13 protein-coding genes are annotated in these 12273 nt (G+C 67.6%); 7 read left to right on the top strand and 6 right to left on the bottom strand.

All coding sequences use genetic code 11. The features are described from left to right. Nucleotides 1-12: 12 nt before the first annotated feature. The gene (locus tag EDF58_RS07475) at nt 13-771 is read right to left on the bottom strand and encodes an EF-hand domain-containing protein (protein ID WP_132263924.1); all 759 of its coding nucleotides are present in this window, start codon (nt 769-771) and stop codon (nt 13-15) included. Between the two features lie 287 nt (nt 772-1058). Between EDF58_RS07475 and EDF58_RS07470 the strand changes: the two genes are divergently transcribed. From EDF58_RS07470 to EDF58_RS07455, 4 genes are all read left to right on the top strand, one after another. Continuing rightward, complete coding sequence (locus EDF58_RS07470; RefSeq protein WP_132263922.1) at nt 1059-2210, top strand: ATP phosphoribosyltransferase regulatory subunit; 1152 nt, start codon at nt 1059-1061, stop codon at nt 2208-2210. Between the two features lie 166 nt (nt 2211-2376). Continuing rightward, nucleotides 2377-3666, top strand: coding sequence for an adenylosuccinate synthase (locus EDF58_RS07465; protein ID WP_132263920.1), 1290 nt, complete (start codon nt 2377-2379; stop codon nt 3664-3666). Nucleotides 3667-3670: 4 nt separating this feature from the next. Beyond that, nucleotides 3671-4165 (top strand): L,D-transpeptidase family protein, encoded by a 495-nt coding sequence (locus EDF58_RS07460; RefSeq protein ID WP_132263919.1) that lies wholly within the window; start codon nt 3671-3673, stop codon nt 4163-4165. A 264-nt stretch (nt 4166-4429) separates the two neighbouring features. Then, nucleotides 4430-5413 (top strand): sensor domain-containing diguanylate cyclase, encoded by a 984-nt coding sequence (locus EDF58_RS07455; protein ID WP_132263917.1) that lies wholly within the window; start codon nt 4430-4432, stop codon nt 5411-5413. 66 nt (nt 5414-5479) lie between these two features. Here the strand turns inward: EDF58_RS07455 and EDF58_RS07450 are convergent, their stop codons facing one another. Both EDF58_RS07450 and EDF58_RS07445 read right to left on the bottom strand, forming a co-directional pair. Then, nucleotides 5480-6268 (bottom strand): class III extradiol ring-cleavage dioxygenase, encoded by a 789-nt coding sequence (locus tag EDF58_RS07450; RefSeq protein WP_132263915.1) that lies wholly within the window; start codon nt 6266-6268, stop codon nt 5480-5482. Nucleotides 6269-6296: 28 nt separating this feature from the next. Continuing rightward, entirely contained in the window at nt 6297-6701 is a 405-nt protein-coding gene (locus EDF58_RS07445) for a DoxX family protein (RefSeq protein WP_132263913.1), read from the bottom strand. A gap of 91 nt (nt 6702-6792) precedes the next feature. On the opposite strand from EDF58_RS07445, the gene EDF58_RS07440 reads away from it, so the two are divergent. Next, on the top strand, nt 6793-7698 hold the full coding sequence (locus EDF58_RS07440; RefSeq protein ID WP_132263911.1) for a LysR family transcriptional regulator: 906 nt from the start codon (nt 6793-6795) through the stop codon (nt 7696-7698). 21 nt (nt 7699-7719) lie between these two features. Here the strand turns inward: EDF58_RS07440 and EDF58_RS07435 are convergent, their stop codons facing one another. Continuing rightward, nucleotides 7720-7911 carry a DUF1674 domain-containing protein gene (locus tag EDF58_RS07435; RefSeq protein WP_132263910.1) on the bottom strand — a complete coding sequence of 64 codons (192 nt, stop codon included), beginning with the start codon at nt 7909-7911 and terminating at the stop codon, nt 7720-7722. Nucleotides 7912-7965: 54 nt separating this feature from the next. Between EDF58_RS07435 and EDF58_RS07430 the strand changes: the two genes are divergently transcribed. Then, a complete protein-coding gene (locus EDF58_RS07430) occupies nt 7966-9195 on the top strand; it encodes an RsmB/NOP family class I SAM-dependent RNA methyltransferase (RefSeq protein WP_132263908.1) in 1230 nt (409 codons plus the stop codon). Between the two features lie 181 nt (nt 9196-9376). Here EDF58_RS07430 and EDF58_RS07425 read toward each other — a convergent pair whose 3' ends face one another. Together EDF58_RS07425 and msrA are read right to left on the bottom strand one after the other, a co-directional pair. Beyond that, nucleotides 9377-10453 carry a choice-of-anchor A family protein gene (locus EDF58_RS07425; protein ID WP_132263906.1) on the bottom strand — a complete coding sequence of 359 codons (1077 nt, stop codon included), beginning with the start codon at nt 10451-10453 and terminating at the stop codon, nt 9377-9379. 293 nt (nt 10454-10746) lie between these two features. After that, complete coding sequence (msrA, locus tag EDF58_RS07420; protein WP_132263904.1) at nt 10747-11292, bottom strand: peptide-methionine (S)-S-oxide reductase MsrA; 546 nt, start codon at nt 11290-11292, stop codon at nt 10747-10749. Nucleotides 11293-11408: 116 nt separating this feature from the next. Between msrA and EDF58_RS07415 the strand changes: the two genes are divergently transcribed. Continuing rightward, the gene (locus EDF58_RS07415; protein ID WP_132263902.1) at nt 11409-12269 is read left to right on the top strand and encodes a class I SAM-dependent methyltransferase; all 861 of its coding nucleotides are present in this window, start codon (nt 11409-11411) and stop codon (nt 12267-12269) included. The last annotated feature ends 4 nt before the right edge of the window (nt 12270-12273 follow it).

Genomic DNA, 12273 nt, shown 5'->3' with positions numbered 1-12273 from the left:
GTCCCGGGTGCTTTACTGGCCTGACGGCGGCGGGCCCATCGGCGGCATGCCGCCGCGCGGCCCCATGCCGCCCGGGCCATCGCGGCCGCTGCCCCTGGGGCGCAGTTCCTGCATCGAGAGATAGCCGTCCTTGTCCGTATCGGCGGCCTCGAACTTCGCGCCTTCGTAAGCCAGGAGTTCCTCCAGCGAGACGCCCGCGTCGTAATTCGTGTTGGCCCTGGCGATCAGCGTACCGGAGATTGGCTCGATCAGGTTGCCGAGCAGGGCATCTTCATCGTCCCTGCCGGAGCCCAGGTCGGGGGCGATCACTTCCAGGACCTGGCCGGCGCGATCGCCCACCGCGCCGCGTTCGTCAGTGGCGAGCGAGCCCATCTGCTGCTGCCAGGCGGTGAACTCCGCCATCGAGATCGTGCCGTCGCCATTGGCATCGACTTTGGCGAAGCGGCCCCTGATCGCGGCGTCGCGCCGGGCGTTCACCAGGGCGTGGAATTCCTCCAGCGTGGCCAGTCCATCGCGGTTGGTATCGGCCTCGCGGAACATGGCGGTGACGATCTTGTCATAGCGCGCGCGGGAGATCGGCTTCGGGGCGCGGGGCTTTCCGCCGCCGCCGGATCCCCCGGGAGGGCCGCCCCCCGGACCACCGCCGCCGCCCATTCCGCCGCCGCCGCCCATTCCGCCCATTCCCCCCATGTCGTCGCCGCCTCCCATCTGGGCATGGGCAGGCGTCTGGATGAGCAGCAGGGGCAGGAGAAGCAGGGAAATCTTGCGCATGGACCTCGACCGTTGTTCGCAGGGCAGGGCAGGACGCAGCGGGCAGGACAGCCGGGCTCGGTCGCGAGCAGGGCGCATGCCTGGCGGTCCGGCCCATGCAGGGATGGGCTGTGACTGGATGTGTCGTCCCGCCAGACGATGCCGGCGGGATAGCGTCATGGCCGGCGTTTGTTGACAGGAAATTTCACGCAAATTGTCGCAGGCTTTCGCTTTCTGGCGACAGATGCATCGCAGGGGGCAGGTGTCATTCGACATTTCCCGCCCACCCCGCTAAGGGCGCCACCATCATGCAGGACAACGACCGCGATCTCTTGCCCGAAGGACTGGGCGACCGTCTTCCGCAGCAGGCCTGGGCCTCCCAGCAAGTGCGCCGAATGGCGCATGACGTGCTCCAGGGCCATGGCTACGAGCGTGTCGAAACGCCGCTGATCGAATTCGAAAAAGCGCTGGCCAGCCGCATGGCCGGCGTGCAGGTGCGGCGCATGTTCCGCTTCGTCGATTCGGTGTCGATGCGGATGCTGGCGCTGCGTTCGGACATGACCGCGCAGATCGCCCGCATTGCCGCCACGGGGCTGGCGGAAGCGCCGCGCCCGCTGCGCTTGTCCTATTCGGGACAAGTCTGCACCATCAAGGGCGACGGCCTCGATCCGCGCCGCGAGCATCTCCAGCTCGGCGCCGAGCTGATCGGCACCGATTCGGTCGCTGCCGCCGGGGAAGTGGTGGAACTGGCGATCGAAGCGCTGCGCGCGGCCGGGGCTACCGGGATCTCGGTGGACTTCACGCTGCCCGATATCGTCGACACCCTTTCCGCAGAAGCGCTGCCGCTGCCGGAAGCGCGGATCGGCGCGGTGCGCCAGATGCTCGACGCCAAGGATGCCGGCGGCCTCGTCGACGTGGGCGGCGAGGCTTATCTGCCGCTGCTCTACGCGGTCGGTCCTTTCGCCAGCGCGATCGAGCGTCTTGCCGCCTTCGACACGCCCGGTGAAGCCGGCGTCGTCGGCAGTGCCGGGGCGCTCGCCAGCCGCATCGCCGGCCTGCGCGAGATCGCCGCACGTGTGGGCGACAAGGCCCGCATCACGCTCGACCCTTCGGAGCGTCACGGCTTCGAATATCAGTCGTGGTTCGGCTTCACGATCTATGCCGAGGGCATCTCCGGCAGCCTCGGCCGGGGCGGCACTTACCGGATCCTCGGCCAGACCGGGCACCACCCGGAAGCGGCGACCGGTTTCTCGCTCTATCCCGATCCGCTGGTGGACCTGCTGGCTGCCGAGCCGCAGGCGCAGCGCAAGCTGTTCCTGCCTCTGGGCCACGACCCGCGCGTGGCCGGGCAGCAGCGTGCCATCGGCTGGACCACCGTGGCGGCGCTGGCCGAAAGCGACGATCCCGTCGCGCTCGGCTGCTCGCACCGGCTGGACGGCGCAGAGGCTGTCGCGCTCTGATATCGGCCGATCGGGTCCGGGATCACGGCCCTTGACTAGCCATGCGCCTTGCCACTAGGGCGCGGACGAAAAGCCGGGGCGCTTCCGCCCCAATGAAAATCCATATCGCCGAGACCTGTCGAAGGGCGTTATAGGATCCACCGTGGCAGGGTGGAGGAGTATATCCATGGCCAACGTAACCGTGATCGGCGCCCAGTGGGGCGATGAGGGCAAGGGCAAGATCGTCGACTGGCTGGCAAGCCGCGCCGACGCCGTCGTCCGTTTCCAGGGCGGCCACAATGCCGGCCATACGCTCGTCGTGGGCGAGCAGGTCTACAAGCTCAGCCTGCTGCCTTCGGGCATCGTCACCGGCACGCTGTCGATCATCGGCAATGGCGTGGTGCTCGATCCCTGGCACCTCAAGTCCGAAGTCGAGAAGCTTCGCGGCCAGGGCGTGGAGATCAATCCGGACAACTTCGCGATCGCGGACAATTGCCCGCTGATCCTGCCGCTTCACCGCGACCTCGACGGGCTGCGCGAAACTGCTGCCGGTTCGGGCAAGATCGGCACCACCGGCCGCGGCATCGGCCCGGCTTACGAGGACAAGGTCGGCCGCCGCGCCATCCGCGTCTGCGACCTTGCGCACCTCGATGCGCTGGAGCCGCAGCTCGACCGCCTTTGCGCGCATCACGACGCACTTCGTGCCGGCTTCAACCAGCCGCCGGTCGATCGCGAGGCACTCATCAACGAACTGCGCGAGATCGCGCCGTTCGTGCTCCAGTTCGCGCAGCCGGTGTGGAAGCGCCTGAACAAGGTCCGCAAGGCCGGCGCCCGCATCCTGTTCGAAGGCGCGCAGGGCGTGCTGCTCGACGTCGATCACGGCACGTATCCCTTCGTCACCAGCTCGAACACGGTTTCGGGCACGGCGGCTTCGGGTTCGGGCCTCGGCCCCTCGGCCACCGGCTTCGTGCTGGGCATCGTCAAGGCCTATACCACTCGCGTCGGCTCGGGCCCGTTCCCGACCGAGCTGGAGGACGAGACCGGCCAGCGCCTCGGCGAACGCGGCCATGAATTCGGCACCGTCACCGGCCGCAAGCGCCGCTGCGGCTGGTTCGACGCCGTGCTCACCCGCCAGTCCTGCGCGATCTCCGGCGTCACCGGCATCGCGCTGACCAAGCTCGACGTGCTCGACGGCTTCGAGAAGGTGCGGATCTGCACCGGCTATCGCCTGAACGGCAAAGTGCTGGACTACTTCCCCAGCCACGCCGCCGACCAGGCCAATGTCGAGCCGATCTACGAGGAAATGGACGGCTGGCAGGGCACCACGGCCGGCGCCCGTTCCTGGGCCGATCTGCCCGCACAGGCGATCAAGTACATCCAGCGTGTGCAGGAACTGATCGAGACCCCGGTGGCGCTGGTCTCCACCAGCCCCGAGCGCGAGGATACCATCCTCGTGCGCGATCCCTTCCTGGATTGATGCGGTGCGGCGCGGGTTCAAACTCGCGCCGCTCCTGCTTTTGCTGGGCGCTGCGGAAGCCGAGCCTGCTCTCCAGCTCCCCCAAATCGACCTGATCCGCGTGCGCAAGGCGGCGCGGACCATGGAACTCTGGTCCGGCGACCGGCTCGTCCATGTGATCGAGCACATCCAGCTCGGCGACGCGCCCATCGGCCCCAAGCGCTTCGAAGGCGACGAGCGCACCCCCGAAGGCCGCTACGAGATCGACTGGGGCAATCCGCAAAGCGCCTATCACCTCTCGCTCCACATCTCCTACCCCAATGCCGCGGACCGGGCCTATGCCCAGGCTCGCGGCCGTTCGGCGGGGGGAATGATCATGATCCACGGCCAGCCCAACGACCTGGAGACCGGCCGAGTGCGCGGTGACTGGACGGACGGCTGCATTGCCGTCTCCAACCCGGAGATCGAGGCGCTCTACGAAACGGTGCCTGATGGCACGCCGATCGAGATAAACCCCTGATATTGCGATCACACCTGCCGCCCGCTCCCGAAAATTGATGTAGATTGCATTCCACGGACGACGACGGGCGTTTTTAGGAATTCAATCCTGCTCTAGGGATGTCTACGTGGACAGGGAGCCGCCGCCGGGAATCGGCACAAATGCCTTGCGCGTGGCTCAAGCGCCCTTTCGAGATCGGGTGCCGGCAGGTCGAACCGCCGGTTTTCGGTCAGTGGATCAACATCGCCAGGGCCCTTGCGGCCATGGCGCGGTCGGAACGCCTCTATGCTCCCCCAAACCATCCTCAACGACGAGCAGGGCCGCCTCGCGGCGCTGCGCAATCTCGACGTGCTGGACACCGAACCGGAAGAAGCGTTCGAACATGTCGTCTCGCTGGTGCGGGCCGTGCTGGGCGTGCCGATGGCGGCCGTCACCCTGGTCGATGCGGATCGGCAGTGGTTCAAGGCGCGCAGCGGGCTGGATGTGGCCGAGACGCCGCGCAATGTCTCGTTCTGCACCCATGCGATCCAGCAGACCGCGCCGTTCCTGATTTCCGACGCCAGGCTCGATGCGCGCTTCGCCAACAATCCCTTCGTCGCCACCGACCCCGGCGTGCGCAGCTACGCGGGCATCCCGCTGCTGACGCCGGAAGGCTACAATATCGGCGTGCTCTGCGCGATCGACGACAAAGTGCGCGATTTCAACGAGGCGGAAGTCGCCATCCTCGGCAACTTCGCGCGCATCGTCATGAACGAGCTGGAATTGCGCCGCATCGCCGAGCGCGACCAGCTGACCGGCGCGCTCACGCGCCGCGGCTTCGTGGACAAGGCGAAGCAGGAGATCGCGCGCTTCCGCCGCTATGGGCGGCCTTGCTGCCTGGTGCTGATCGATCTCGACCACTTCAAGCAGGTCAACGACACGCACGGCCATCCTGCGGGCGATGCGGTGCTGCGGGAAATGGCGGCCACGGTGGTCGGCTCCACGCGTCCCGTCGACTTTCTCGGCAGGCTGGGCGGGGAGGAGTTCGCCGTGCTCCTTCCGGAAACCGGCCCCGGCGAAGCGCTCGCGGCGGTGGAGCGATTCCGCGAGACTTTGGCGGAGCATGACATTCCGCTGCCCGGCGGCATGAGCATCCGCGTCACCGCCAGCTTCGGCATCGCGCCCCTGAGCGAGGCGATCGGCAGCGTTGAGGACTGGCTCGCCGCGGCGGACGGCCCGCTCTATGCCGCCAAGCGCGGCGGGCGGAACCGCTGCGAATTGCTGCATTGAGGAAAGAGCGAGGATCCGGGGCCCGGACGCTGGAAATGCCCCCGGACCCCCGCGACTTCCCTTGTCTCAGTCGAACCGGAACGCCGAGATCGCGGTCTTGAGCACGAGGTCCGAATAGACCTTCTCGCCCGCACCTTCGGCCGCGCCAGCGGCGACCATCAGCGGCAGGAGGTGTTCCTCGCGCGGGTGGGAGAAGCGCCCGCCGGGTGCTTCGGCCCAGTGCGACAGCGCCTCGGCGCGGTTTTCGGCGCCGGATCCGGCGGCCCGGGTCAACCATTGGTCGAAGGCCTGGGAGGGCTCGGTGGAGGCTGGATTGCCGTAGCCGCGCATGTTGTGGAAGCTCATGCCCGAACCCAGGATCAGCACGCCTTCATCGCGCAGCGGGGCGAGCGCGCGTCCGGCGGCAAGATGCAGGGCCGGGTCGAGCGAGCGGTCGAGCGACATCTCGACGACGGGCACGTCGGCCTCGGGCCAGGCCACCTTGAGCGGCACGAACACCCCGTGGTCATAGCCGCGCTGCGGGTCCGGGGCGGCCGCGAAGCCTGCCTCGCGCAGGAGCTGGCTGGCGCGGGCGGCCAGGGCAGGCGATCCGGGCGCGTCGAAGCGCAGTTCGTAGGTGTGCTGGGGGAAGCCGTAGTAGTCGAACAGCAGCGGCGGCTGCTCGGCGCCGGTGAAGGCGAAGCCCTCGGTTTCCCAGTGTCCCGAGACGACCAGGATCGCCTTGGGCGCCTCTGGCAGGCGCGCGGGAAGGCCTTGCAGGAACGCGGCCATGGAGGCCCAGTTGCCCTGCGGGTCGGGCATGAAGAAGCAGGGGCCGCCGCCGTGAGGGATGAAGAAGGTGGGTTGGCGGGTCATGGATCGCGTTCCTTTCAGAGCGGAAGCCTCAGCGCCGGGTCGGCACGAGCGCGTGGGCGCCGTCGCCGATCAGGGCCAGGACGAGGAGGGCAATGGACCAGAAGGCGGGATATTCCCAGCCGCCGCCCTTGCCATCGAAGAAGAAGCCGTTGGCTCCATGCACCATGACGATGGTGCCGAGCAGCAGCGGGATCAAGGCCAGCGCCACGGCGCGGGCGTAGATGCCCAGGATCAGTGCCAGACCGCCGAGCAGTTCCGCCGCCATGGTCACATAGGCAAGCGCCGGCGGCAGGCCGAGGCTGCCGAAGAAGCCGGCCGCGCCGGCCGGGGTGAAGACGAACATCTTGAGCGAGAAGTGCGCCAGGAACAGCACGCCGAGCGCGACGCGCAGGATGAACGCGCCGTAGGGGCTGGTGGAAGGGGTAGATGTCATGGGGGGCTTCCTTTCGAAGACTCCTCTAGACCTTCGCCCCGCTGGTGATAATCATGCCATACGTTGAATGACTTTCTACCAGGGGTGTTGAATGGACCGGCTGAAAGGCATCGAAGTCTTCGTGAAGGCGATTCGGCTCGGCGGCCTCTCGGCAGCGGCGCGGGACCTTTCGATGTCGCCGGCGATGGCGGCCAAGCACCTCAATGCGCTGGAGCAGCGCCTGGGTGCGACCTTGGTGAACCGCACGACGCGGCGGCTGGCGCTGACCGAAGTGGGGGCGGCCTATCTCGACAAGGCGGAGCGCGTCCTGGCCGAACTGGAGGATGCCGATGCCGAGGCGATGGCCCAGTCCGCCGCAGTGGAGGGCCTGCTGCGCGTCTCCGGTCCGGCCGCTTTCGGCAGCGCCTATCTGGCGCGCCTCGTCACGGAATTTCACGCGCTCTACCCGGCCGTCACGGTCGAGCTTGGCCTCAACGACCGGGTGGTGGACCTGCTCGAAGAGCGCTGGGACGTTGCCGTGCGCATCGGCCGACTGGCGGACAGCAACCTGGTGGCGCGCAAGCTGGCGCCGGTGCGCATGGCGATCTGCGCCGCGCCCGCCTACCTCGCACGGCACGGCAGGCCGCAATCCGTCGAGGATCTCGCAGGGCATGAATGCCTCGGCTACACTCTGGGCAACGAGACCGGCGCCACGCGCTGGGGCTTCGGCCGCGACGGCAGCCGCGCGGTCGCGGTGCGGGGCAGTCTGCATGCCAACAACGGGCAGGTTCTGGCCCAGGCGGCGGAGGCGGGCATGGGACTCGTCTACGGCCCGCGCTTCTTCGTGGACCGCGCCATCGCCGCAGGGAGGCTGGTGGAACTGGACCTGGGCGCCGAACTGCTCGACCTCGGCGCGGTCCACGCCGTCACGCACCGCACCCGGCGGCCGGCAGCGAAGACGAGGGCCTGGATCGACTTCCTGGTCGAGCGCCTGCCGCCGATGGCGCGGGACTGGTAGGCCGTCCCCGGTAGCGGGGAATCAGAAGTCGATGGCGATGCCGTTGCGCACCCAGTCGCCGTAGCGGGTGGGCGAAATCCCGTCGGGGTCCTGCTCCTCCTGCGCGGCCCCTGCCGTTTCTGCGGACGGCGGGGAGGGCTGGGGCGCGGGGTCGTTCGTCCAGTGGGTGGGCTTGGTGAAGCCTTCGGGACGTTGGGTGGCGCGCTGTGTCATTCAGCCCATGTGGTGGAGGTAGCGTCAAAACGCAATCCGCTATAGGGGCAGGCGATGGACATTCCCGGCCTTCCGGCGCGCCGTGCCGCGCTCAACCTTATCGATGCCGTGCTGCGGCGGGGTGAAACGCTTGACCAGGCGGGTGGCTCCGCGCTGGCCCGTGTCGGCGGCGATGCCGACCGGGCGCTCGCCCGCGCCATTGCCGGCGAAGTGCTGCGCTGGCGCACCGACCTCGACGAACTGATCGACAGCGCCACGCGTCTGCCGCTCGCCCCCGATGCCAAGGCGCGCGCCGTGCTGCAGATCATGCTGGCGCAAGTCCTGCGGCTGGAAACGCCCGCTCACGCGGTGATCGCCACCGGCCTGCCGCTGCTGATGGGCGGCCCGCGCAGGCTGGCGCATGGCGTGTTCTCCACCCTGACCAAGAACGGCGTCACGCTTCCCGACGTGCCGACCCTGCCCGAGGATGTGGCCGGGCGCTGGGGCGTGCGCGCCGAGGCGATTGCTGCCGGTCTGGCCGAGCCGCCGCCGCTCGATCTGGCGCTACGCTATCCCGAGCAGACCGCCGAATGGGCCGAGCGCCTTGGCGGCACTTCCCTGATGGCCGGCCATGTTCGCCTGGCACGCGGCACCGCGGTCGAGCATCTCGAAGGCTTCCGCGACGGCGCCTGGTGGGTGCAGGACCTTGCCGCCAGCCTGCCCGCACGGCTGCTGGGCGCGGGTGAGGGGCGCAAGGCGCTCGATCTCTGCGCGGCGCCGGGCGGCAAGACGCTGCAACTGGCGGCGGCGGGCTGGCAGGTCACCGCGATCGACAATTCCAAGCGCCGCCTCGAACGCCTGCGCGACAACCTCAGGCGCATCGGCCTGGAGGCCGAAGTGGTGCAGGCCGATGTCCTGACCTGGGAGCCGGAGGAAAAGTTCGACGCGATCCTGCTCGACGCCCCTTGCACCGCCACCGGCACGGCCCGCCGCCATCCCGACGTGCTCCACCGCATCGCCGGGCGCCAGATCGAGGACATGACCGCGATCCAGGAAAAGATGCTGGAACGCGCCGCGGGCTGGCTCAAGCCGGGCGGGCGGCTGGTCTATGCGGTCTGTTCGATGGAACCGGAAGAGGGCGAGGAACAGGCGGACAAGGTCTCGCTGACGCCGGTTCCGGTCACGGCATCGGAACTGCCGGAAGGGCTTGCGCCCACGGCCGAGGGCTGGGTGCGGACCGATCCGGGGATGCTGGCCGATGTCGGCGGGCTGGACGGGTTCTTTATCGGAAGGTGGCAGAAGTAAGGGGAAGTTCTGGGGGATGATCCCCCAGACCCCTGGAAATGTCGGCGTGGCGCGCTGCCTGGCTATCGAGCGCTCCTGGCGGCGCAGCCATTGAGCCTACCGACGCGGCCATGGGCGCACGACGAATAAGCGGTGCGTGACCTCGACATTACTGGGGTGCAGGGACGATGGCCCCTGCTTCTCAGGCCGCGACGGCGCGCCGACGACGCCAGAACACCAGCGCACCGAGGCCCAGCGCGAAGAGGCCGATCATGCCCGGCTCCGGCACATCGGTGCTGCCGCCCGAGCTGCTGCCGCCACCCGAGGTGGTCGAGCTGCCCGGATCGCCCGGCGTGTAGCCGCCGGTATAAGTGCCGACATGCATCTCGCCGTTCTGGACGAGATTGCCGAACACGGCCGAACCCTGGATGTAGTTCGACGTGATGGCATTGGCGCCCGGCGCCAGCACGGAGCCGCCCCAGGCGGTGGTGAGCGCGAGGTTTTCCGCCTCGTAGAAGTTCCAGACGACGTGCTCGCCCAGGTTCGCGGTACCGCCGAGGAAGTTGTCGTCCAGCTTGATCGAGGTGCCCGAGACGTTGACGATCGCGGTGTCCGCGCCGTTCAGGTTGAACTTGATCTCGCCGATCTTGTCGAGGTCGGCGGCGGAGATGTTGAACACGGCCACGCCGCCCGCACCCGGCTGGGCATTGAAAGTGCCGGTGTTGCCGCTGATCGAGAGCTGGCTGTTTGCCGTCTCGGTGCTCATCGAATGGCTCAGGCCCTCCATCGAGGTGCCGATGAGGCTCTTCTGCTGCGTGAGGTTCTGGGCGAACTGCGGATCGCTGGAAGCCAGGCCCGAAGTGACGGTGTTGTTGTTGACGTTGGTGTTGCTGATCGTGCCGCCCACCAGCACCGTCTGCGCCGCGCCGTTGAGGTTGAGGCCGCTGTTGACGTTGCCGCCGACGATCGCGCCCGAACCGTTGTTGAGGTTCTTGTAGCCGCCATTGACGTCGCCCACCACGGTCAGCCCCGGCGTTCCGGTGCTGGAGGCGGGAAGGGCAGTGATCTGGTAGTTCGAGGCATTGCCTTCGAGATTGCCGCCGACGAACGTGCGACCCTCGACTTCGGAGGACGAGGTGAGGTCGCCCAGCACCACCAGGTTCCAGGTCTTCAGCACGTCGATCCCGGCGATCATGCCCGAGGATGCGAGCACGGGGCTGGCCGCGAAGGCGACGGCGGCAACAGCGACGGAAAGCGACAGCTTGCGGAGACGGGACATGATGGGACTCGCCAATGGAACGGATCGATAGGCGAGCTAAGTACTTGTCCGGGAAGGTTTGGATATGGTTCGTTTCGCCGTGTCTCATGGTGAGACACGGCGAAAGCGAATGCCTTACGCGAAGTGGGTAGAGCCACCCAGTTCGTCATTGCGAGGAGGCGAAGCCGACGAAGCAATCCAGAGCGGCACGGAACTGCCCCTGGATTGCTTCGCTACGCGCGCAATGACGAAGGACGGGATGGCTTCCGCCACGTCCGTCGCCGCACAGTCCGAAGCCCCGAAGAGCAGGCGCTTCAGCCCTTGACCTTGTTCTGGAAGCTCTTGCGCAGCTTCATCAGCTTGGGCGGGATGATCGCGAGGCAATAGGGATTCCGCTGGCCTTCGCCGTCCCAGTATTCCTGGTGATAGTCCTCTGCGGGATACCACGCCTCGTTCTGCCTGCCCTCGGCAAAGCCCTCGATCGTGGTGACGACCTTGCCGGCGTTGTCCTGGTTCGAACGGGCGAGCGCGGCTTCGGCCTCGGCGGCCTGGGCATCGTCGAGCGGGAAGATCGCCGAACGGTACTGCGTGCCCACGTCGTTGCCCTGGCGGTTGAGCTGCGTCGGGTCATGGGTGCCCATGAACACGTCGAGCAGGTCGCCATAGGACAGCACGGAGGGGTCGTAGTTCACCTTGATCGCCTCGGCATGGCCGGTGTCGCCGCCGCAGACCTGCTTGTAGGTCGGGTTGGCCACGGTGCCGCCGATATAACCGCTTTCCACGGAGTCCACGCCGATGACGTCGCGGAACACCGCTTCGGTGCACCAGAAGCACCCGCCTGCAACGATTGCCGTTTCCATTGTCTTGAATGTCCTCATGAGGGGGAATTTGTCGCTAGATAGGTACACTGGGACGGCTTGTCATTGGGGCGTCGGAAACTAGGTTCAGCACTGACCAGCTTCCACGGGAGAATCGCATGCGCCGCGCCCTCATCGCCCTTTCGTCCCTTCTCGGCGTCATCGCCATGCCCGGCGCCGCCACCGCTGCCGACGAAACCACCGAGGCGGAATCCTGCAAGGGCTGCGAGGCGCTGCTCGAACTGGCCGCCTCCAATCCTTCGCGCAAGGAAGACCGCGCGCGTGACAAGTATCGCCATCCGGTGGAAACGCTCAGCTTCTTCCGCGTCGCGCCGACCATGAAAGTGGGCGAATATGCACCGGGCGGCGAATGGTATTCGCGCCTGCTCGGGCTCTACCTCGGCCAGCAGGGGCACCTCGTCGGCCTCTACTTCAACCCCGAGGCCCCGGCCTTCAAGCCCGAAACCAGGGAGGGCATCCGCAAGGGCGCTGCGAACTACCCGGCAGACGTGGCCAAGTTCACCGGCATGCCGGCCGACAAGTTCGCCGCCTATACCCTCGGCGCGATCCCGGAAGGAGAGAAGGGCACATTCGACGTCATCGTCGTCCCGCGCATGATGCACAACCTGCTGCGCTGGAACATCGCCGGCAGCGAATTCGCGGCCATGCGCGACCTGCTCAAGCCCGGCGGCCTGATCGGCATCGAGCAGCACCGCGCCCGCCCGGACGCCCCGGCCGACTATGCCGACGGTTCCAAGGGCTACTTGCGCGAGGCGGACGTGATCCGCTTCATGAAGGACAACGGCTTCGATCTCGTCGCCCAGTCCGAGATCAGCGCCAATCCCAAGGACACCGCGAACTGGCCGGACGGCGTCTGGACCCTGCCGCCCAGCCTGGCGTTGAAGGACAAGGACCGCGACAAGTACCTCGCCATCGGCGAGAGCGACCGCATGACCCTTCTGTTCCGCAAGCGGGACTGATAGA

It is taken from the genome of Novosphingobium sp. PhB57 (assembly GCF_004342985.1).
Taxonomy (GTDB): domain Bacteria; phylum Pseudomonadota; class Alphaproteobacteria; order Sphingomonadales; family Sphingomonadaceae; genus Novosphingobium.
The sequence above is the reverse complement of the archived record's forward strand: the minus strand, read 5'-3'. Positions and strand labels throughout refer to the sequence as shown.